17 protein-coding genes are annotated in these 21,543 nt (G+C 75.7%); 12 read left to right on the plus strand and 5 right to left on the minus strand.

What is annotated here, in order from left to right; genetic code table 11:
* Nucleotides 1-138 precede the first annotated feature (138 nt).
* A complete protein-coding gene (locus ANAE109_RS01360) occupies nt 139-2,694 on the minus strand; it encodes a response regulator (RefSeq protein ID WP_011984590.1) in 2,556 nt (851 codons plus the stop codon).
* A 116-nt stretch (nt 2,695-2,810) separates the two neighbouring features.
* Here ANAE109_RS01360 and ANAE109_RS01365 point away from each other — a divergent pair, with 116 nt between their 5' ends.
* The 5 genes from ANAE109_RS01365 to ANAE109_RS01385 all read left to right on the plus strand — a co-directional run bounded on the left by ANAE109_RS01365 (nt 2,811) and on the right by ANAE109_RS01385 (nt 9,114).
* Entirely contained in the window at nt 2,811-3,662 is an 852-nt protein-coding gene (locus ANAE109_RS01365) for a 50S ribosomal protein L11 methyltransferase (RefSeq protein ID WP_041448040.1), read from the plus strand.
* Nucleotides 3,659-4,399: a 16S rRNA (uracil(1498)-N(3))-methyltransferase gene (locus ANAE109_RS01370; RefSeq protein ID WP_011984592.1), complete on the plus strand. Its 741-nt coding sequence runs from the start codon at nt 3,659-3,661 to the stop codon at nt 4,397-4,399. The genes ANAE109_RS01365 and ANAE109_RS01370 overlap by 4 nt, the downstream gene beginning before the upstream one ends.
* A gap of 31 nt (nt 4,400-4,430) precedes the next feature.
* Complete coding sequence (locus ANAE109_RS01375; RefSeq protein WP_011984593.1) at nt 4,431-5,384, plus strand: RDD family protein; 954 nt, start codon at nt 4,431-4,433, stop codon at nt 5,382-5,384.
* Between the two features lie 31 nt (nt 5,385-5,415).
* Nucleotides 5,416-7,449 (plus strand): general secretion pathway protein GspE, encoded by a 2,034-nt coding sequence (locus ANAE109_RS01380; protein ID WP_011984594.1) that lies wholly within the window; start codon nt 5,416-5,418, stop codon nt 7,447-7,449.
* 102 nt (nt 7,450-7,551) lie between these two features.
* Complete coding sequence (locus ANAE109_RS01385) at nt 7,552-9,114, plus strand: acyl-CoA carboxylase subunit beta (RefSeq protein WP_011984595.1); 1,563 nt, start codon at nt 7,552-7,554, stop codon at nt 9,112-9,114.
* 21 nt (nt 9,115-9,135) lie between these two features.
* Here ANAE109_RS01385 and ANAE109_RS01390 read toward each other — a convergent pair whose 3' ends face one another.
* The 3 genes from ANAE109_RS01390 to ANAE109_RS01400 form a co-directional block, all read right to left on the minus strand.
* Nucleotides 9,136-9,753, minus strand: a complete 618-nt coding sequence (locus ANAE109_RS01390; protein WP_011984596.1) for a DUF2231 domain-containing protein — start codon at nt 9,751-9,753, stop codon at nt 9,136-9,138.
* Between the two features lie 180 nt (nt 9,754-9,933).
* Nucleotides 9,934-10,137, minus strand: a complete 204-nt coding sequence (locus ANAE109_RS01395) for a cold-shock protein (protein WP_011984597.1) — start codon at nt 10,135-10,137, stop codon at nt 9,934-9,936.
* Nucleotides 10,138-10,303: 166 nt separating this feature from the next.
* Nucleotides 10,304-11,476 (minus strand): nitronate monooxygenase family protein, encoded by a 1,173-nt coding sequence (locus ANAE109_RS01400; RefSeq protein WP_011984598.1) that lies wholly within the window; start codon nt 11,474-11,476, stop codon nt 10,304-10,306.
* A 204-nt stretch (nt 11,477-11,680) separates the two neighbouring features.
* On the opposite strand from ANAE109_RS01400, the gene ANAE109_RS01405 reads away from it, so the two are divergent.
* The 3 genes from ANAE109_RS01405 (at nt 11,681) to ANAE109_RS01415 (ending at nt 14,422) form a co-directional block, all read left to right on the plus strand.
* Nucleotides 11,681-13,015, plus strand: coding sequence for a hypothetical protein (locus ANAE109_RS01405; protein ID WP_041448041.1), 1,335 nt, complete (start codon nt 11,681-11,683; stop codon nt 13,013-13,015).
* A gap of 75 nt (nt 13,016-13,090) precedes the next feature.
* Nucleotides 13,091-13,864 carry a lysophospholipid acyltransferase family protein gene (locus tag ANAE109_RS01410; RefSeq protein WP_011984600.1) on the plus strand — a complete coding sequence of 258 codons (774 nt, stop codon included), beginning with the start codon at nt 13,091-13,093 and terminating at the stop codon, nt 13,862-13,864.
* An 81-nt stretch (nt 13,865-13,945) separates the two neighbouring features.
* Nucleotides 13,946-14,422 (plus strand): DUF2267 domain-containing protein, encoded by a 477-nt coding sequence (locus tag ANAE109_RS01415; RefSeq protein WP_011984601.1) that lies wholly within the window; start codon nt 13,946-13,948, stop codon nt 14,420-14,422.
* A gap of 10 nt (nt 14,423-14,432) precedes the next feature.
* Here ANAE109_RS01415 and ANAE109_RS01420 read toward each other — a convergent pair whose 3' ends face one another.
* Entirely contained in the window at nt 14,433-15,677 is a 1,245-nt protein-coding gene (locus ANAE109_RS01420) for a sensor histidine kinase KdpD (RefSeq protein WP_041448042.1), read from the minus strand.
* A gap of 218 nt (nt 15,678-15,895) precedes the next feature.
* On the opposite strand from ANAE109_RS01420, the gene accC reads away from it, so the two are divergent.
* From accC to ANAE109_RS01440, 4 genes are all read left to right on the plus strand, one after another.
* Nucleotides 15,896-17,428 (plus strand): acetyl-CoA carboxylase biotin carboxylase subunit, encoded by a 1,533-nt coding sequence (gene accC / locus ANAE109_RS01425; RefSeq protein WP_011984603.1) that lies wholly within the window; start codon nt 15,896-15,898, stop codon nt 17,426-17,428.
* Entirely contained in the window at nt 17,425-17,937 is a 513-nt protein-coding gene (locus tag ANAE109_RS01430) for a biotin/lipoyl-containing protein (RefSeq protein WP_011984604.1), read from the plus strand. The genes accC and ANAE109_RS01430 overlap by 4 nt, the downstream gene beginning before the upstream one ends.
* 63 nt (nt 17,938-18,000) lie before the next feature.
* Nucleotides 18,001-19,650, plus strand: a complete 1,650-nt coding sequence (locus ANAE109_RS01435; RefSeq protein ID WP_011984605.1) for a methylmalonyl-CoA mutase — start codon at nt 18,001-18,003, stop codon at nt 19,648-19,650.
* A 7-nt stretch (nt 19,651-19,657) separates the two neighbouring features.
* Entirely contained in the window at nt 19,658-21,541 is a 1,884-nt protein-coding gene (locus tag ANAE109_RS01440; RefSeq protein WP_011984606.1) for a DnaJ domain-containing protein, read from the plus strand.
* Nucleotides 21,542-21,543 lie beyond the last annotated feature (2 nt).

The raw sequence follows: 21,543 nt of genomic DNA on the forward strand, positions 1-21,543 counted from the left end.
GCGGGCTGGGCCCGCAAGCGGCGCGGACGAGCGCACCCCGCCCGCGACCCGCGCGAGGAGGGGTCGCCCCGCGCGGCCGCTCGGCGCGGCCCCCCGGCGGCGTTCCTCGACGCTCGAGACGAGCGGAGGTCGAGGACCTCACGACTCCTTCAGCGAGTCGATCTGCGTCTGCAGCTGCCTGTTGCGCTGCTGGTACCGCGCGACCTCGCCGTTCAGGAAGTCGTTCTCGCCGCGCAGCTCCTCGAGCTCCTCGCCGAGCTTCGCGACCCGCGCCTTCAGGGTGGCGAGCTCCGCGGGATCGGCCTTCGGCGCGGGCGCGGGTGGCGGCTTCGCCGAGGCCTTCTCCAGCTCCTGGACGCGCTTCTTGAGCGTCAGCTCCGCCCGGGCGCGCGTCTCGAGGTGCTTCTCCAGCTCCACCATCGCGGCGCGCAGCCGGGCGACCTCGGCCTGGTGGCGCTTCTCCGCCTCCGAGGCGTCCGCCGCGAGGGCGCGCGCGCGCTGCTCGCCCTTCTCGTGCGTCTTGCGGCTCTCGTCGCTGCGCGCGCTCCGCTCGCGCTCGAGCTCCTCGAGCTTCCGCCGCGCGGCGCCGAGCTCCGACTCGAGCCGGCTCGTCGCGCCCTGCAGCTTGCCCGCCTCGACGGCGAGCCGCTCCTCCGCCCGGGCGCGCTCCGCCGCGGCCGCCTGGGCGGCGCGCGACGCGCTCTCCGCCGCCGCGCTGCGCTGCTGCACCATCTCCTTCAGCGTGGCGACCTCCTTGCGCAGCCGGGCCGCCTCCTCGGCCACCGGCTCGAGCTTCGCGAGCCGGCCGATCTCCGCCTCGAGCCGCTTCGCCCGCTCGCGGTCCCCCTCGGCGCCGCGACGGGCGGCCTCGATGGCCTTCGCGAGCTGATCGCGCTCCGACGCCGCCTGCGCCGCCCGCCGCTCGGCGTCCGCGCGCGCGGTCTCGATGCGCGAGAGCTCGCCCTTCGTCCCGGCCACCGACGCGCGCCCCTCCTCGAGCGCCGCGCCGAGGTCGCGGATCCGCTGCTCCGCCGCGGCCAGCTCGGCCGCCTTCGCCTCGAAGGCGTGCTCGGCGGCGACGGCCTTCTCGTCGTACGCCCGCGCCTCCGCCTGCGCCTGGCCGAGCGCCTCCTCGAGCCCGGCGTGCGCCTCGGCCTGCGCCGCCGCGTCCGCCTCGAGCGCGCCGATCCGGCCGGTCGCCTCGGCGAGCTCCGCCGCGACCGCCTGGGCGCGCCCGTGGGCCTCGTCGAGCCGCGTCCGGAGGGCCTCGATCTCCGCGTCTCCCTCGCGGCGCGCCTCGGCCGCCTGCTCGAGCTTCGCGGCGAGCTCGGCGACCACGCGCCGCAGCTCGGCCGCGAGGGAGTCCCGCTCGCCGGTCAGCGCCGCGAGCCGCGCCTCCGCCTCCGCCTGCTGCGCGCCCGCCTCGTCGCGCTCGGCGGTGCGGGCGGCCTCGAGCTCGGCCTGCGCGCGCGCGTGGGCCTCGTCCGCCTCGGCGCGCGACGCCTCGAGCCGCGCGCGCTCGTCGGCGCGCTCCGCCTCGAGGCCGGCGACGGCGCGCGCGTGCGCCTCGGCCCGCTCGGCGAGCTCCGCCTCGAGCCGCGCCCGCTCCGCGTCGGCCTCGCCGATCCGCGCCGACCAGTCCTGCGCCGCCGCCTCGTGATCCTGCATCGCCTGCGAGAGCACGTCAGAGATCGACTGGCGCGTCGCCTCGCTCTCCTCGAGCCTGCGGAGCGCGTCCGCGGCGCGCGCCTCGTGCTCGGTGGCCGCCGCCCGCGCGTCGACGAGCGCGTGCTCGAGCTCGTCCGCGCGCTCCCGCGCCGCCGCCAGATCGCGCTCCAGCCCGTCCCGCTCGCCGGCGAGCTCGGCGGCCTGGCCCTTGAGCTCGCCGAAGGCGTCGCGGACGCGCGCCACGAACGCGTCGCGCGCGCGGAGCCGATCGCGGAAGTACTCGAGCTTCTCCTCCGGCGTGCCCTTCGGCGGCGCGGGATCGCGCGGCCAGTCGGCGAAGACGTCGGCGGGATCCGCCCGGCCGCCGCCGACCCTCACGCGGCCGATGGCGGCCGGGGGGCGCGCTCCGATGGGCGGCGGGGCGGGCGGGGCGGCGGGCGCCGCGGACGCGGGCGCCGGGCGCGGCGGAGGGGCGGCGGGCGGCGCGGCCGCCGCGAGGGCGGCGGCGAGTCCGCGGGCCGCGATCTGCCCGGAGTCGACGCGGGTGAGGAGCGGCGGGGCGTCGCCCTCGGGCGCGGAGCGGCGGCCGTCCGGACGCGGCGGCGCAGGCGGCGCGGGCGGCGCGTCGCGCGGCGCCGAGGGGCGGGGCGCGGCGCCGTCACCGTGCAGCAGGGCGGCAGCGCGGCCGAGCAGCTCGGCCATGTCGAAGGGCTTGCGCAGGTAGTCGTCTGCGCGCGTGCGCGTGGCGCGGTGCGCCTCGATGGCCGCGTCGGTCGCGTCTCCCGTGTAGAGCAGGAGCGGCACGGCCTGGACGGCGCGCTTCAGGCGATTGCACACCGAGAAGCCGCTCATGTCGGGCAGCTCGGCCGCCAGCAGGATGAGATCGGGCGCGGCTTGCCGGCAGCGCTCGACGGCCGGCTCGCCCGCCTGCAGCGAGGTGACCTCGAGGCCCGCCGGACCGAAGGCGCGGCGGATCTCGTCCGCGAGCGCGGCGTCCGGCTCGACGAGGAGGACGTTCAGGGACATGGCGGGGCGGATCGTACCCTCGTTTGCCAAGGCCGCGAAATGAGGGGACGAGTGCGATATCGCGGGACCCAGATCCCCCTGGCCTCCGCGGGCGGGCCGGGGTACGGATGCGGCCGATGCCCACCTTCTCCCTCACCCTGGATGCGGCGCGCGAGCGCGCCGAGGACCTCTCCGCCGAGCTGTTCGACGCCGGGGCGAGCGGCGTCGAGGTGCGCGACGGCGAGGGCACGCCGATGCCGGGCATCGCCCAGCCCGCGCCGGGTCGCGCGCTGCTCGTCGCGTTCTTCTCCGACCGCGCCGACGCCGAGGAGGCCCGCGCCGCGCACGGCGGCGAGCTCGCCGAGGTCGCCGACGAGGACTGGGGCGAGACCTGGAAGAAGGGGCTCGGGCCGCTCGCGGTGGGCCGGGCCTTCGTGCGCCCGTCCTGGGTGGACGCGCCGGTCCCGCCCGGCATGGCGGAGATCGTGCTCGATCCGGGGATGGCGTTCGGCACCGGGACCCACCCCACCACCGGGCTCTGCCTGGCGGCGCTCTCGGAGCTGCTCGCCGCCCGCCCCGGGGCGTCGGTGCTCGACGTCGGCACCGGCTCGGGCCTGCTCGCCATCGCCGCGGCGAAGCTCGGCGCCGGGCGGGTCGCCGCGAACGACAACGATCCCGTCGCGGTGGCCGTCGCGCGCGAGAACGCCGACCGGAACGGAGCGGCGCTGGAGCTCACCGGGGCCGCGGTCGGGGAGATCGCGGGCACCTTCGATCTCGTGGTCGCGAACATCCTCGCCAACACGCTCGTCGAGCTCGCGCCCGACGTCGCCGCGCGGGTGGCGCCGGGTGGCACGGTGCTCCTCGCCGGGATCCTCACCCCGCAGGAGGACGAGGTCCGCGCCGCCTACGTCGCCCAGGGGCTCCGCCCCGCCCTCGAGCGGCGTGACGCCGAGTGGAGCCTCCTCACGCTGGAGCGCCCGCGCGCGTGACGCTGCGACGCGTCCACCTGCCCCCGCAGCGCTTCGAGGGCGAGCGGGCCGCGCTCACGCCCGAGGCGCGCCACTACCTGCGCGACGTGCTGCGGCTCGGACCGGGCGCGGAGGTCGAGGTGTTCGACGGTCGCGGCGGGGCGTGGGCGGCGCGGGTCGACGCGGCCTACGAGGCGCTGCTCCTCGGCGAGCGGCGCGCGCAGGGAGGGGCGGCGGCCGAGATCTGGCTCGTGGCCGCCCTCGCGAAGGGCGAGAAGATGGACCTCGTCGTCCAGAAGGCGACCGAGCTCGGCGCGGCCGGCGTCGCGCCGTTCGCCGCGGAGCGGTCGGTGGTGCGGCTCGAGCCGGACAAGGGCGAGGAGCGCGCGCGGCGCTGGCGGCGCATCGCCGAGGAGGCGGCGCGCCAGTGCGGCCGTGCGGACGTTCCGGAGGTGCGCGCGCCCGCGCCGCTCGCGGGCGTCCTCGCCGCGCTCCCGCCGGGCGCGCTCGCGATCGCGCTCCAGCCGGGCGGGCCCCCGGTGCTGGCGCTCGAGCCCGTCGCGGCGAGGGCCTACGCCGCGATCGTGGGGCCGGAGGGTGGGCTCACGGACGTCGAGCTCGCCGCCTGCGACGCGGCGGGCGCGCGCCGGGCCGCCCTCGGCCCGCGCGTCCTGCGCGCCGAGACCGCCGCCATCGTGGCCGTCGCCTTGCTCCAGGCCCGCTTCGGCGACCTGGGCGCCCCGGTTCCCGTTCCTTGACCGGCCCCGCGGGCGAACTTAGCCTCGACCCGTGCTCTGCCCTCGCTGTGCCCGAGAGACGGATGAGCGCGCCGCCTTCTGCGGCGCGTGCGCCGCGCCGCTCACCCTGCGGGACGAGCCGGCCCTGCGGACCCTCGACGTGACGCTCGACCTCGATCGGCGCAGGTCGCGCACTCCGCCGTCCCTCTCGAGCCCCTCGCCGACGCCGCCTGCCGCACCGGCCCGCGGCGCTCCGCCTCCCGAGCCCGCCTTCGTGGCGCCGCCGGCGCCCGCCCCGGCGAGCCGCTCGCACTGGGATCTCGGGCGCATGGTCGAGGAGGCGCTGCGCGACGCGGGCGTCGCCGCCGAGGCCTCGGCGCCCGCCGGTGCGCCGGCCCCCGCGGCCCAGCTCGCGGCGCCTGCGGCGGAGAGCGCCCCCTTCGCGTGGTCCGATGCCGCACCGCAGCGCTGGCCCGACGCCGCTCCGGAGGTGATCGACGCCGACGAAGCCGAGGTCCTGGGCGTCGCCGAGGTCGCCGTCCGGCCAGCGGAGGTCCACCTCCGGAGGCCCGCCACCTGGCGGCGTGCCGGCGCGTGGGCGATCGACGCCGGCCCCCTCCTGGCCGGCGTGGTCTACCTCGGCGCCTCGCTGCTGGCGCCCACCGGCTCCGGCGCCGTCGCCGGCCTGGACGGCCTGCTCGACCTGCTCGCTCGCGAGAAGGACGTCGTGCTCTCCCTCGTGGCCCTGCTGGCGCTCGCGCTCGCGGTGTACGCGACCCTGGCGCACGCGCTCGCCGGCGCCACGCTCGGCAAGTGGATGCTGGGCCTTCGCGTCGTCGGCCCGGGGGGGCGGCGCCCGTCGCTGGCGCGCAGCGCCGCGCGCTCCGGCCTCGCCGCCGCGTCCTTCGCGCTGCTCGGGCTCGGCTTCCTCCTCGCGCTCTTCACCCGCAGCGGGAGGGCCCTGCACGACCTCCTCGCGCGGACCTGGGTGGTCGAGGCTCCTTGACCCCCGTTCACCGGGGTCCTACAACCGAGCCGTGCCGAAGGACCTCGCCGCCCTCCTCGTCGAAGAAGGCGTGGTCACTGCCGACGTCATGGAGCGCGCGCTCGCGCGCCGGGACGAGGCGGGCGGCGCGCTCGACACCGCGCTCCTGGAGCTCGGCGCCCTCCCCGAGGACGCGCTCGCGATCGCCCTCGCGGGCGCCGCGGACGTCCCGCCCGCGCCGCCCGAGGCGTTCGCGGGCGGCGACGCGCGCGCGCGCCGCGTCTTCCCGGCCCGCGTCGCGGACCGTCACGGGCTGGCGCCCTTCGCGCTCGACGGGCGCGAGCTGTCCGTCGTGTCCGTGTTCCCGGTCGACGCCGGCCTGCTCGACGAGATCGGCTTCATGCTCTCGCTGCACCTCACCGCGTACGTCGCGCCGGAGTGGCGGGTGCGGCTGCTCGTTCACCAGCTGTACGGGACGCCGATCGCGCCTCGCTTCGCGGCGATGGCCGTCGCGGCCGGCGCCCTCGCGCGGGAGGACTCGCCGGGTGAGGCGGACGCCGCGCCGGGGACGGAGGAGCGCGAGGAGGGCGAGGCGGCGCCGGTGGGGTTCGGCGGGGACGACGAGGGACCGCTCGAGCCGCTCGCCGCGGCGCTCGCGCAGGCGCTCGAGGAGGTCGACCCCGGCCTGGTCCGCGAAGCGCTCGCGCCGGCCGGAGGGGACGCCGCCGCGATCCGCGACGCCGCGCCGGGCGCGGAGGAGGACGTCCACGCCGCGCCGCCGGATCGCAGCGCGCCGCCCGGCTGGACGCTGGAGCACGCGCGCGCCGCGCTCGCCGCCGCGCGCACGCGGGACGAGGTGGTCCTCGTCGCGCTCCGCTACGCGCGCGACTTCTTCGCCTTCGCGGCGATGTTCGCGGTCACGCGCGACGCCGTCGCCGGGCACGACGCGCTGGGGGTGGAGCCCGAGGCCCGCGAGCTCGCGCGCGGCGTCGCCATCTACGCCGACGACCCTGGCACCTTCCGCACGGTCATCGAGACGAAGAGCCCGTACCTCGGGCCGGTGTCGCGCGAGCCCGCCGGCAACGCGGCCATCCTCGCAGGGCTCGATCGCGGCACCCCGCGCACCGCGCTCGTCGCCCCGGTGCTGCTCCGCGATCGCCCCGTGTGCGTGCTCTTCGCCGACAACGGGGGGGCTCCGGTGTCGGCGCGGCGGCTCGGCGACCTGCTCCTCCTCGTCTCCACGCTCGGCGCCGCGTTCGAGCGGATCATCCGCGAGCGCAAGCGCCGGCGCGCCCCCGCCCGGACCCTGCCGCCGCGCGCGGCGCAGCTCGCCGCGGAGCCGGCCGCCGCGCCCCCCGCGTCCGATCCGTGGACGGCAGCGGCGCCGGGAGCCACGCCCGCGCCGCCCGCACCGGCGGCCGCGCCGGCCGATCCGTGGACGGCGACCGAGCCCGCTCGCCCCGCGCTCGCGCCCGCCGCGGCGCCCGCCATCCCCGACGAGCTCGACGCGCTCGAGATCGACGTGGACGAGAGCGTCGTCGCCCCGAACACCCCGCCCGCGCTGCTCGCCGACCGGGCCCTCGACGCCGATCCGGCGGTCGCCGCCGCGGCGTGCGCCGCGCTCGCCGCGCGCCGGCGCGAGCCGGCCGCCCGGGAGGCGAGCGAGCGGCTGCGGCGCGCGCTCCTCTCCGGCATCGAGGCGCGCGCCCGGCGCGCCGCGCGGGCGCTCGGGGCGCTGCGCGACGTGGACGCGATCCCGCTGCTCGTGCAGGTGCTGGAGACGAGCGCGCCGGAGCCGGCGCGAGCGGCGGCGGACGCGCTCGCCGACATCACGCTGCAGCGGCTCGGGACCGACGCGCGCGCCTGGCTCGGCTGGTGGAAGCAGAACCGCGGCCGCGGCCGCGCGGAGTGGCTGTTCTCCGGGCTCACGAGCCAGGAGCGCGAGACGCGCGTGGCCGCGGCGGTCGAGCTCTCCGGCGTGGCGCCTCCCCCGGTCGCCTACTCCGCGGACCTGCCGCCCGCCGAGCGCGAGAGCGCGGCGCGCGCGTGGGCGGGGTGGTGGTCGCGCAGCGGCAACGTGCTTTGATCGGCGCCGACGGCCCCGCGCGGAGCCGCTCGGGCCGCTTGCCTCCGGTGAATGGGGGTGCGTATCCTCCCGCCCCTCCACGCACGCACGCGCGAGGTGTCCATGCACAAGCCGGTCGACCCCGATCCGCGTCGCGCCCTCCTCGATCAGCTCGACGCCGAGGCCGAGCGCGGCGGCGGAGAGGAGCGCATCGCGAAGCAGCACCGGGCGGGCAAGCTCACGGCGCGTGAACGGATCGAGCTGTTCCTCGACCCGGGCTCGTTCGTGGAGCTGGACAAGTTCAAGACGCACCGCTGCGCCGACTTCGGCATGGAGCGGCAGAAGGTGCTCGGCGACGGGGTGGTCACGGGGTACGGGCTGGTGGAGGGGCGCCAGGTCTTCGTGTTCGCCCAGGACTTCACGGTCTTCGGGGGCTCGCTCTCGGGCGCGTTCGCCGAGAAGATCTGCAAGGTGATGGACCGGGCCATGGAGGTCGGGTGCCCCGTCGTCGGCCTCGACGACTCTGGCGGCGCGCGCATCCAGGAGGGGGTCGTCTCGCTCGCCGGCTACGCCGACATCTTCCTGCGCAACACGCTCGCGTCGGGCGTCATCCCGCAGATCTCGGTGATCCTCGGGCCGTGCGCGGGCGGCGCGGTCTACAGCCCCGCCATCACCGACTTCATCTTCATGGTGAAGGACACGGCCTACATGTTCATCACCGGCCCGGACGTCATCGCGTCGGTGACGCACGAGCAGGTGACGAAGGAGGACCTCGGGGGCGCGCGCGCGCACGCGACGCGCTCCGGCGTCGCGCACTTCGCCATCGACTCGGAGGAGGCGACGCTCGGCGCCGTGCGCGAGCTGCTGAGCTTCCTGCCGCTCAACAACGCCGACGACCCGCCCGCGCAGCCGTGCTCGGACGACGTCCTCCGCCGCGACGAGCTCCTCAAGACGGTCGTCCCGGAGAGCCCGAGCAAGCCGTACGACATGCGCGAGGTCGTCAAGGCGACCGTCGACGACCGGCACTTCTTCGAGGTCGCCGAGCTCTTCGCGGCGAACATCGTCGTCGGCTTCGCCCGGCTGAACGGGCGGCCGGTGGGCATCGTCGCGAACCAGCCCGCCGTCCTCGCCGGTGCCCTCGACATCGACGCCTCGGTCAAGGCGGCGCGCTTCGTCCGCTTCTGCGACGCGTTCAACATCCCGCTGCTCACCTTCGTGGACGTGCCCGGGTTCCTCCCGGGCGTCGATCAGGAGTGGAGGGGGATCATCACCCACGGCGCGAAGCTCCTCTACGCGTTCGCCGAGGCGACGGTGCCGAAGGTCACCGTCATCACGCGCAAGGCGTACGGCGGCGCCTACGACGTGATGGCGTCGAAGCACCTCCGCTCGGACGTGAACTTCGCCTATCCGTCGGCGGAGATCGCGGTGATGAGCCCGGAGGGCGCGGTGGGCATCGTGTTCCGCAAGGAGCTGCAGGCGGCGAAGGATCCGGTCGCGGAGCGCGCGCGCCTCGTGCAGGAGTACCGCGACAAGTTCGCGAACCCCTACAAGGCGGCGGAGCTCGGCTACGTGGACGAGGTCATCCGGCCGGAGGACACGCGGCCCAAGGTCATCCGGGCGTTCGAGATGCTGCGCACCAAGCGGCAGGAGAACCCGCCGAAGAAGCACGGCAACATCCCGCTCTGAGGGGCGGGGGCGCAGCCCCGTTCAATGGATCTCGGGCTCGGCCCCGGTGCCCGCCTCGGCGATCGGCCCGAGCGCGGACCGCTGCACCCGCTCCCGGCTGGTCACCGCCCGGTAGGCCCGCTGCAGCAGCCAGCCGAGCCCGCGCCCCGCGTCTCGCCCCAGGCGCGCCATCCCGTGCGCCGAGAAGAGCGGGGGCGACTCGGCCGCCGCGCCGCCGAGCGCCGTCACGCCGGCGCCGTGCGTGTAGACGAGCTCTCCCCCGAGGTAGGCGGTGTAGCCCGCCGCCCCCGCGGCGAGCAGCCCGCTCAGGGCGGAGGTGAGGTTCGCGTGGTTGCGCGCGCGCCAGCCGGAGACGCCGGCGGCCGCGAGGACGATGCAGAGGTTCCCGATCCCGTGTGCGAACATCATCTCGCGCGCGTGGGTGGAGCGGAGCTCGATCTCCTGCGAGGCCGCCATGCCCGTGAGCCCCGCCGCGAGCCCCGCCGACGCGGCTCCCCACCAGAGGTTGCGACCGAGCCGGTCGAGCCGGCGGTCGCGTGGACGGAGGGCGGCGGCCAGATCCACCAGCGCCGCCGCGGGGAGGAGCACGAGCGGGGCGTGGACGAGGGACGGGTGCAGCTCGTGCGTTCGCATCGTCATGGCGGGGCCTCTCCACACACGCTGCGGCCCGTCGGCGGCCGCCGCAACGGAGTCCGCTCGGCCCGCCGCCCGTCCCGCGGGCTCGCTTCACTGCGCGTGACGAGGACCCCCCAGGATGCGCGAGAGCCCGGCCCCCCTGCAGAGGAACCGGGCTCGGTGCCGAGCGATCGCGCGGGCGACCTACGTCTTCCGCACGTTCGCGGCCTGAAGGCCCTTCGGGCCCTTCACGACGTCGAACTCCACCTTCTGACCCTCGGCGAGGCTCTTGAAGCCGTCGCCCTGGATCGCGCTGTAGTGGCAGAAGACGTCCTCACCGCCGTTGTCCTGGGTGATGAAGCCGAAACCCTTCGCGTCGTTGAACCACTTCACGGTGCCAGTCGCCATTCAACATCTCTTTCGCTGGTTCGACCGCCGGTATGACGTTCGGTCCACCCGAAAAATGATGGACCAAAAATCTCTATCCGAAAAAAACGCAAGGGTCGAGATGCGGCGTCCCGCGCGGGCAATCCGCTTTGACCACAATCAATGTGTCTCGAAAGGGTGCTCCGGGCTAGGCGCCGGCCGCGGCCGCCGCGAGCGCGGGGGCGGCCTCGAAGGCGCCGTCGTCCGTCGCCAGGCGCGCCTCGAGCTGCGCGAGGAGCTCCGCCGCGGTGGGCAGCGTCGTCACGTCACGCTCGCCGATGCGGACGAGGCTCTGGCCCGTGTAGAAGAGCCCGTTCTCCTCGTCGCCCTTCACCGCGGCGGCGAGCAGGGCGTCGGTGATGCAGAAGCTCTCCTTGAAGCCGCTCGTGCGGCAGACGCAGAGCCCCTCGCCGAGGCACTCGATGCAGGCCTTCTTGCGCCCGAGGTAGCCGTCCTTGCCGAACCACCAGGCCTTGGAGCGCGGCGGGACCGCCTCGCCGCGCGCGAGCTTCTCGGTGAACGCATTCCGCACCGCCCGCGCCTTCATCCCCTTCACGCAGCTGGTGATGATCGCGACGTCGTCCTCGCCCTTGCCGAGGTGCATCGCCTTGAACGCAGGGTGAACGTCGCCGTCGGCGCACGCGAGGAAGCGCGTCGCGAGCTGGACGCCCGCCGCGCCGCCGCGGAAGAAGCGGGCCACGTCGGACCCGTCCACGCCGCCCGCGGCGACCACCGGCAGCGACGTCGCCGAGAGCACCTCGCGCGTGAGCGTCGGGAGCGAGTGGCCGATGTCCCCGATGTGCCCGCCCGCCTCGGAGCCCTCGGCGACGACGAAGTCCGCGCCCCACTTCTCGTACATCGCCGCGAGCCGTCCGGAGGAGACGATGCCCGCGAACGGCACGCCGCCCTCCTTGCACCAGCGGACGATCTCGCGGGAGATCCCGGCGCCCTGCACGATGAAGGAGACCCGCTCCTCGATGGAGAGGCGGGCGAGGAGCTCGAAGTCGGCCTTGTTGATGGCCGCCATCAGGTTGACGCCCACGAAGCCTCCCGGGGCTTCGCGGCGCGCGCGGCGGATCTCGGCGCGGAGCTGCTCCGGCGTCTTGAGGACCGCGGAGATCGTGCCCACGCCGACGAGCCGGGCGCCCCGGTGCGCGGCGACCTTGCCGCTCACGCCATCCGACGCGTGGATGCCCATCCCGCCCTGGACGAGCAGGCGGCGCCCCGACCGGACGATCGCCTCGATGGCGGCGCGATCGAGGCGGGCCAGCGGCGCGGAGGTCTCCTCGGCGTGCAGCGGCGCGGGATCGGTGACGGGCATTTGGTGAAGCTCCTTCGCGCCCGGGGTGGAGACGGCGGGACGCGAGGCGGAACCCTACGATCCCGGTGTCACCCGAGCGTCACGGCTCCCGCCGAAATCCTTCGACGCGACGCGTAAGCGGGCCTGCGGGCGGTCGCCCCCACGACGCGCTGCGTCCCGCTCAACCGGGGCGCCCGCGTGAGGTACGCTCGGCCGGCACGCGCCATGACCTCACGCTCGCTCGAACCGAAGCCGCTCGTCGTCGCCGTGGAGATGGGCTACGGGCACATGCGCGCCGCGATGCCGCTCGCGGATGCGCTCGGCACGGAGGTGCTGCAGGTGGACAAGGCGCCGCTCGTGGCGCCGGGCGAGGAGCGGCTGTGGCAGCGGGTGCGCCGGACCTACGAGGGGGTCTCCCGCCTGTCGCAGGTGCCGTGGGCCGGCGCGCCGCTCCGGCGGGCGCTGGAAGCGGTCACCGACATCCCGCGCCTCTACCCCTACCGCGACCTCTCCGCGCCCACCCGCGGGGTCCACGCGCTCGACCGGCTCGTGCGGGGGCGGGAGCTGGGCCGCGGGCTGGTCGCCGAGCTCCGCCGGACGGGCGCGCCGCTCCTCACCACCTTCTACTCGCCGGCGATCGTCGCCGACGCGGCCGGCGTGGAGCGGGTCTTCTGCGTCGCGACCGACTCGGACCTGAACCGGATCTGGGCGCCGGTGGAGCCGGGGCGCACGCACATCCGCTACCTGGTCCCGACCCGCCGCGCCGCGCGGCGGCTCCGATCGTACGGCGTGCCGGAGGACCGGATCACCTTCACCGGCTTCCCGCTGCCCGACGCGCTCGTGGGCGGGACCGCGCTGGGTGCGCTCAAGCGGAACCTGGCGGCGCGGATCGTGCGGCTCGATCCCTCGGGCGAGTTCCGCCGATCGATCCCCGAGGAGCTCGCGCACTTCCTCGGCGCCCTCCCGGCCGAGGAGGAGGGCCGGCCGCCGCTCCTCGCCTTCGCGGTCGGCGGCGCCGGGGCGCAGGCGGGGATGGCCGCGGAGCTGCTGCCCGGCTTCCGCCCCGCGCTGGAGGGCGGAGCGCTGCGGATCTGCCTCGTGGCGGGGGTGCGCGCCGAGGTGGCGGCCCGCTTCGCCGAGATCGTCCGGCGCGCCGGGATGGAGCCGCTCCTGGGCGGGCCGCTGGAGATCCTGCTCGCCCCCGGGTTCCGCGAGTACTACGCGCGCTTCAACGCGCTCCTCGCGCGCACCGACGTGCTGTGGACGAAGCCCTCGGAGCTCACCTTCTACGGCGCGCTGGGGATCCCGCTCGTGCTGGCGCCGCCCGTGGGGGTTCACGAACGGTATAACCTCCGCTGGGCGCGGGAGAGCGGCGCCGGGCTGAAGCAGCGGGACGCACGGTTCGCCTCGGAGTGGCTCGCCGACGGGCTCGCCGACGGCGTGCTCGCCGCCGCCGCCTGGGCCGGCTACATGCGGCTCCCCAAGTTCGGCCTGCAGCGCATCCTCGAGACGGTGGGCGCCGCGCCCGAGGCGCGCATCGCGGCCCCCCGCGGCGGCTGAGGCCGACGTGTGCGGCGGCCCCGCGGCGCCCGCCCGCCGCTTGCCGCGCCGCCAGGGGCGGAGGAGGATGCGCCCGTGCTGCGGGCCTTCTCGGTCGTCTACTGGGTCTTCTTCGTCGCCACGCTGCCCATCCTGTTCCTGGGGGCGGCGCTGGTGTTCCTCGTCACCGTCCCGTTCGACCGGCGCCGCGTCGCGGTCCACCTCTACTCGTGCGCCTGGGCCACCTTCTACGTCCTCGCGAACCCGCTCTGGAGCACCTCGATCCACGGCCGCGAGCGGCTCCCGTGGAAGGGCGCCGCGGTCCTCGTCGCGAACCACCTCTCGCTCCTCGACATCCTCGTCGTGTACGGGCTCTTCCGTCCCTTCAAGTGGGTGTCGAAGGCCGAGATCTTCCGCGTGCCGTTCGTCGGCTGGAACCTGTGGCTCAACGACTACGTGGCGGTGAAGCGGGGCGACCGGGAGTCGATCCGGGAGATGATGGACCGCTGTCGCGCCCACCTCGCGCGCGGCTCGCCGGTGATGCTCTTCCCGGAGGGGACCCGCTCCCGCGACGGCCGGCTGGGGCCGTTCAAGGACGGCGCCTTCCGGCTCGCGATCGAGGCGGGCTGCCCGGTCATCCCCCTCGTCGTCAGCGGCACGGGCGACGCCCTCCCCAAGCACGGGCTCGTGCTGCGCCAGCGGATGCGAGCGCGCGTCGAGGTGCTCGAGCCGCTGCATCCGGAGGACTTCCCGGCCTGCGACGCGCTCCGCGACGCGGCCCGCGCCGCGATCGCGGCCGCGCTCCCCGAGGCCAACCGGCCGGCGGGGCCGCTGCGATCCGCGCCGCCGGGGTTGCCGCAGGTCCGCTGACGTCCGGGCGGGCGCCCGCCGCCGCGCCCGTGGCCCGGCCGCCGCGCTGCGCCGCGCCGGGGTCACGCGCATGTTCTCGGCATGGCGGGCGAATACCAGGTGACGGGCGGATACGGCGACGCGGTCCCGGGGACGGTCGGCCCCGACGCGATCGACGGGCGCGTGGAGTGGGTCGACGTGGCCGGGCAGAGCCTCGCGGAGCGGCTGGAGGCGCGGCTCGGCTCGGAGGTGGATCTCCGCAAGGTCCTGCTCGGCGTGCTCGTCCCGCTCGCCGGCGCGCTGCACGGGGAGCCCACCCGCGCCATCGCCGCGCGGCTGCCGTACCCGCTCGCGCGCGAGCTGCTAGACGCCGACGACGGCGTGGCGCGCGTCCCGGCCGGCGTGGAGACCTACCTGCGCGACGTCGCGGAGCTCGTCCAGCACCCCGTCCCGAGCGCCGCCCTCTACGCGCGCGCGGTCCTCGACACGGTGCGCGAGGCGTTGCCCGCGGAGGCGGCGTCCGAGGTGGAGCGCCGGCTCCCGGCGGCGCTCGCCGCGCTCTGGCGCGCCGCGCGCTGACCGCGGGGCGTCACGCGGTGGGGCGCGCGACGCAGCGGCGCGGGAGGTGCACCGTCACGATCGTCTCGCCGTCGTGCGAGCTCGCCTCGACCTCGCCTCCGTGCCCGCGCACGATCTGGCGGGAGATGTAGAGGCCCAGGCCGAGCCCGGAGGCCTTGCGGCTCTTCTCGTCCGGCCCGCGCGCGAACGGCTCGAAGAGGTGAGAGAGCACCTCCGCCGGGATGCCCGGCCCGCCGTTGCGAACGTGCAGCAGGAGCCGCTCCGCATCGTCGCCGTCCACCTCGACGCGGACGGGGACCGCGGGGTCGCCGTGGTCGATGGCGTTCGACACGAGGTTCGAGGCGACCTGCTCGAGCCGGTCGGGATCCCACTCGCCCGCGGGGTCGCCGTGGACGGCGATCTCGATGGCGCGATCGCTGTTCACGGCGCGGAGCTCGTCCACCACCTTGCGGGCGATGGCGTCGAAGCTCGCCGGGCACGGGTTGATCGGGATGCCGTTGCCGAGCCGGGTCCGGGTGTAGCTGAGCAGGTCCTGGATGATGCGGCCCATGCGGCCGGCCGACGAGCGCATCCGCTCGATGGCGCGCGCCTGCCAGCCCTCGAGCGCGCCTTTCCGGTGCAGCAGCGCGGCGGACATGTGGATCGCGCCGAGCGGGTTGCGCAGGTCGTGCCCCACCACGCCGAGGATGAAGTCGACCGTCCGGCGCCGGTTCTCGAGGTCGCCCTCGGCGCGGCGGAGCGTCTCGCGGGCGTCCTCCTGGGCGCGGGCGAAGCGCGCGCGATCGATCGTACGGGCCGCGCGCTCCGCCGCGACGCGGAGCAGCAGCAGCGCGTCCGCGTCGAGCGGCTCCTCGCCGCGAGTGCCCGCGAGGAGCGCGCCGGGCGCGGCGCACGCGAGGAGCGGAGCGCCCGCGCCGTGGCGCGTGCCGGGCGGGAAAGGCGAGCCCGGCCGTCCGGTCGTGCGGAGCGTCCCGGAGTCCGCCACCTCGGCGGCGAGGCCGGCGGCGATCGCCGCGGGCGCTCCTTCGTCCAGCCCCACGGCGGCGACGAGCTCGAGCCGGTCTGCCTCGCGCACGAGCAGCGCGACGGAGTCGATGGCGGGCACGACCTCCGCCAGCGCACCGAGGAGCCGTCGGAGCGCGTGCTCCTCCGGCTCGACGGCGAGGAGGCGCTCGAGGCCGCCGGCGAGCGGCACGCGCGTGCGCTCGGAGGCTTCGTCACCCTCGGGCTCGCGGCGCACGACGTCCTCTGGCATCGCTGGACATCGTGGGCGCGCCGCCGTCCGGCGGGAACCCCCCGTGACGCGCTCCGCGGCTCCCTGCCAGTCGGCGCCCCGCACGTTGCGGACTCGAGGGGTCGATGTGGGAGAGGCTTTGCGTGCGCGTGCGCGCGCAGGTATCGTGGCCCGCTCCCGAGCGCCCCGCATCCCGCGCCGGACCCCGCTGCGACCGAGAACGTCCTCGAGGCCCGAGAATGAGCCCGAAGAAGCCCATCCGGAAGGTCCTCGTCGCCAACCGCGGCGAGATCGCCGTGCGGGTCATGCGGACCTGCCGGGAGATGGCGATCGCGACGGTGGCGGTCTACTCCGACGCGGATCGCGGCGCGCTGCACGTGCGCAAGGCGGACGAGGCCGTCCACATCGGGGCCTCCCCCGCGCGCGACAGCTACCTCGTGGTCGAGAAGGTGGTCGACGCCGCCAAGAAGGCCGGCGCCGACGCGATCCACCCTGGCTACGGGTTCCTCTCCGAGAAGGCCGAGCTGGCCCGCGCGTGCGAGGCGGCGGGCATCACCTTCGTCGGCCCGAGCGCCGCGTCGATGGACGCGATGGGAGTGAAGACCACCGCCCGCAGGAACATGAACGCGGCGGGGGTGCCGACCGTGCCCGGGTCGGAAGGCCCGATCGCCGACGAGCAGGAGGCCAAGGCCTTCGCGGACGCGATCGGCTACCCCGTCATGATCAAGGCTGCGGCCGGCGGCGGCGGGAAGGGCATGAAGAAGGTGGAGCGGGAGGCGGACTTCCTCTCGCTGTGGGCCTCCGCGCGGCGGGAGTCGGCGGCAGCCTTCGGCGACGACCGGCTCTACCTCGAGAAGTTCCTGGACCGCCCGCGCCACGTCGAGATCCAGGTGTTCGCCGACGAGCACGGGAACGTCATCCACCTCGGCGAGCGCGAGTGCTCGATCCAGCGCCGGCAGCAGAAGGTGGTGGAGGAGAGCCCGAGCTGCGTCCTCGACGAGCGGATGCGCGAGGCGATGGGGCAGGTCGCCGTGCGGGCCGCGAAGGCGGTGGGCTACCGCGGCGCCGGGACCGTCGAGTTCCTGGTGGACGCGCAGCGGGACTTCTACTTCCTCGAGATGAACACGCGGCTGCAGGTCGAGCACCCCGTCACCGAGATGCTCACCGGGCTCGATCTCGTGCGCATGCAGCTCGAGGTCGCCCGCGGCGAGCGGATCCTCGCGCAGGACCAGGTCGTCCGCCGCGGCCACGCCATCGAGGCCCGCGTCTACGCCGAGGACCCGGCCCGGCGCTTCCTGCCGTCGCCCGGGAAGATCACCTACCTGCGCGTGCCGGGCGGCCCGGGCGTGCGCGACGACTCGGGCGTGTACACGGGCTGGGTGGTCCCGCAGTTCTACGATCCGATGATCTCGAAGCTCGTCGCCTGGGCGCCCACCCGGGAGCAGGCCATCGAGCGGCTCATCCGCGCCCTGGGCGAGTACACCGTCCACGGCATCGCCACCAACGTGGCCTACCTCGCGGCGGTGCTCGATCACCCCGCCTTCCGCTCGGGCGATTACGACACCGGCTTCTGCGTCGCGTACGAGCGCGACCTGGTGCGGCCGCCGGACCCTGCCTTCGAGGGCGTGGCGCTCATCGCCGCCGCGGTCGAGGCGTTCCGGCGCGATCGCGACGCCGCCGAGACGTTCGCCGCGCGGGCCGGGGCGGCGGCGACGCGCTCCGGCTGGGCGCGGCTCGGGCGCGCCCGGGCCCTGCGGGGAGGTGGACGGTGAGCACGTACGTCGCCCTCCTCGACGGCGGAAGGCGCGAGGAGTCGATCGAGGTGAGGCAGACCGGCGCCGGCACCTTCGAGGTGCGCCTCCGCGGCGAGGTGCACGTCGTCGACGCCTACAAGCACGACTACGGGACGCTGTCCCTCATCGTGGACACCGCGAGCTACACGGCCACGCTGGATCGCCGCGACGCCCACGTGCGGGTCCGGGTGAGGGACTCGGTGTATCCCATCGAGATCCTCGACGAGAAGAAGCTCCGCATACGGCGCGCGACGGCCAGGTTCACGGTCGACGGCCGGCAGATCCTCACGGCGCCGATGCCGGGGAGGATCGTGCGGGTGCTGGCGAAGGCCGGCGACGCGGTGAAGGCGGGTCAGGGGCTGGTGGTGGTCGAGGCGCTGCAGATGGAGAACGAGATGAAGAGCCCCAAGGACGGCAAGGTCCTCGAGGTCCTCGTCGCGGAGGGCCAGGCCGTCGAGGCGAACGCGAAGCTCTGCGTGGTCGAGTAGCGAACCCACCCATCTCACCGCGCGGCCCGCACTCGCGGCGCCGCGGCTCGGCGAGGGACCGACATGGCGGACGAGAAGAAGCAGCGCTGGATCGAGGGCACCTACGGGAAGGCCGTGAAGAAGGGGCCGGAGCGCCGCGCGCGCTTCGAGACCACGAGCGGCGTCCCCCAGCAGCCCGTGTACGTCCCGTCGGACGTGAAGCCGGCCCTGGAAGAGCGGCTCGGCCTCCCCGGCGAGTACCCGTTCACCCGCGGCGTGCAGCCGACCATGTACCGCGGCCGGTTCTGGACGATGCGCCAGTACGCCGGCTTCGGCAGCGCGGAGGAGTCGAACAAGCGCTACCACTACCTGCTCAAGTCCGGTCAGACCGGGCTGTCGGTCGCGTTCGACCTGCCCACGCAGATGGGCCGCGACTCCGACCACCCGCGGGCGCGGGGCGAGGTCGGCAAGGTGGGCGTGGCGATCGACTCCATCCGCGACATGGAGACCCTCCTCGACGGCATCCCGCTCGGCGAGGTCTCCACGTCGATGACCATCAACTCGACGGCCGGCATCCTCCTCGCCCTCTACCAGGCGGTCGGCGAGAAGCAGGGCGTCGCGCCGGGGGACCTGCAGGGCACCATCCAGAACGACATCCTCAAGGAGTACGCGGCGCGCGGCACGTACATCTACCCGCCCGAGCCGTCGCTCCGCGTCATCACCGACATCTTCGCGTACACGGCGAAGGTGATGCCGAAGTGGAACCCCATCTCGATCTCCGGCTACCACATCCGCGAGGCGGGCTCGACGGCGGTGCAGGAGGTGGCCTTCACCCTCGCCGACGGCATCGCCTACGTGGACGCCGCGGTGAAGGCGGGGCTCGACGTCGACGCGTTCGCCGGCCGGCTCTCCTTCTTCTTCAACGCGCACAACGACCTGCTCGAGGAGGTGGCGAAGTTCCGCGCCGCGCGCCGGCTCTGGTCGCGCCTCATGAGGGATCGCTTCAAGGCGAAGGACCCGCGCTCGATGATGCTGCGGTTCCACACGCAGACGGCGGGCTCGATGCTCACCGCGCAGCAGCCGGACAACAACATCGTGCGCGTCACCATCCAGGCGCTCGCGGCGGTGCTGGGCGGCACGCAGTCGCTGCACACCAACTCGCGCGACGAGGCGCTCGGGCTGCCCACCGAGGAGTCCGCCCGCATCGCGCTCCGGACGCAGCAGATCGTCGCGAACGAGTCGGGCGTGGCGGACATCATCGATCCCCTCGGCGGGAGCTGGGCCATCGAGGCCATGACCGACGAGATCGAGGGGCGGGCCGAGGAGTACCTCCGCAAGATCGACGAGATGGGCGGGATGGTCCACGCGATCTCCAAGGGCTACGTGCAGCGCGAGATCCAGGAGGCCGCCTACGCCTGGCAGCGCAAGGTCGAGGCGAAGGAGCAGGTCGTCGTGGGGGTGAACGCGTTCCGCTCGGACGATCCGGCCGTCACGGTGATGAAGGTGGACCCGGCCGTCGAGGAGCGGCAGGTCGCGCGCCTGCAGTCGTTCCGGCGGGAGCGGAACGGGACCGCCGCGAAGCAGGCGGTGGAGGCGGTGCGCGCGGCGGCGAAGGGGACCGACAACCTCATGCCGCCGATCCTCGCGGCCGTGAAGGCCCAGGCCACCCTGGGCGAGATCTCCGACGCGCTGCGCGAGGTGTTCGGCGAGTACCGGGAGACGGTGGTACTGTAGCCGGCCGGTGAGCGACGGGAACGGGCAGGGGAAGGCGGCCGGGGCGCAGCAGCCGGCGGACGAGGCGCCGCCGCGGCTCGACCGCGTGCCCCCCGGCTACCGCCCGCCGCCCGTCCGCGCCGCGACCCCGCCGCCGCGCGTGGCGCCCGAGGCTTCGGCTCGCGCCGCTCCGCCCGTCCCGCCCCGCGCGTCGTACGGTCTCGCCGAGCGCGAGGTGACGGCCGCGGCTGCGATCGCCGCGGGCCTCGCGCGCGAGGGATCCCTCCGCGCGGAGGGGGCGCTGCACCTGTTCCTGCTCGCCGCCGCGAACCAGGCGCACGGGCGGCTCGCGCTCGCCTCCGGGCCGGTGCGCTACGCGCTCACCTTCCGCCGCGGCACCGTGGAGCACGTCGCCTCGGCGGCGCCGGAGGACGGCCTCGGCCGGTTCCTCGTCCGGCGCGGCGCGCTGACGCCCGAGCAGCTCGTCCGGGCGGACGGGGCGTGCGCGCCCGGCGGCGACCTCGTCGCGACGCTCGTGGCCGAGCGGCTCCTGGCCCCCTCGGACGTCGCGGCCCTCCTCGGCGAGCACGGCGCGTCGCTCGTCGCGCGCGCCCTCGCCGTCGAGGACGGGAGCTGGAGCTGGGAGCCCGGCGCGGCGCCGCCGCCGTCCGGCTTCCCGCTCGGCAACCCGTACGGCATGGCCGCCGCCGCGGTGCGCGCCGTCGACGCCGCAGGCGCGGAGCGCCGCCTGGGCGATCGCGCCGGGCGCGCCGCCTCGCGCGTGGTCGGACGCGTGCGCCTGGAGGACCTGCGGCTCGCCCCCCAGGAGGCGCGCCTCACCGGCCTCTTCGACGGGCGGAGCGCGCTGGAGCTCGCCGCCGCCCATCCCGCCGACGCGGCGACGATCCTGCGCGTCGCGCTGCTCCTCGCCGAGGCGGAGCTGCTCGCGTTCGGAGCGGCGCGCGCCTCGCCGCCCCGCGCGGTCCCGGGCGCGAGCGCGTCCGCGTCCTCCGCCGCGGCCGCGCAGCCGACCTCGACCCCGACCGCGCCGCGAAACCCTGAGGCCGGTCACCCTTCCGCGGCCTCCGGCCGCGACGCTCAGGACAGGCCGCGCGTCGCGTCCTCCGCCGCGGCGCGAGCCCCGACCTCGACCCCGACCGCGGGAGCGCGAACGGCCGCTCATCCCGAGCGTAGCGCCGCCGCGGCAGCGGCGGAGCGAGCTCGAGGGACGCCACCCGTTCCCGTCGATCCCGCCACGCTGCGTGCGCTCCTCCAGCGGCTCGCGGCCGCCGACCACTTCGAGGTCCTCGGCGTGAAGCGCGACGCCGCCCCGGCGCAGGTGAAGGTCGCCTACTTCCGGCTCGCGAAGAGCTATCACCCGGACGCGGTGCCCGCCTCCGTCTCCGCGGAGGTCCGCGGCCTCTGCGCCGACGTGTTCGCCAAGGTGAGCGCCGCCTGGGCCGTGCTCGGCGACGACGCGCAGCGCGCGAAGTACCTGGACGAGCTCGCCTCCGGCGGCGCAGCGGACGTGGACGTGATGCGGATCCTCCAGGCGGAGAACGTGTTCCAGGCGGGCACGGTCCTCGTGCGGGCACGCCGCTACGCGGAGGCGCTCGAGAAGTTCCGCGACGCGGCGGTCCTCAACGAGGACGAGCCGGAGTTCGCGATCTGGCTCGCGTGGTGCGAGTTCCTCGTCGCGAAGGAGCCGCGGGCGCAGCACGCCGCGAGCGCCGCCGCCATCGAGGACGGGCTGCGCCGGAACGCGCGCTGCGCGCCGGGGTACCTGTTCCTCGCCCAGATGGCCAAGATCGTGGGGGACCTCTCCCTCGCGGAGCGCCATCTCCGCCGCGGCCTCGCGGTCGCGCCGGAGCACGTGGACCTCGTCCGCGAGCTCCGCTACCTCAGGAAGTGAGC

Origin of the sequence: Anaeromyxobacter sp. Fw109-5, from assembly GCF_000017505.1 — a bacterium.
Lineage (GTDB): Bacteria > Myxococcota > Myxococcia > Myxococcales > Anaeromyxobacteraceae > Anaeromyxobacter.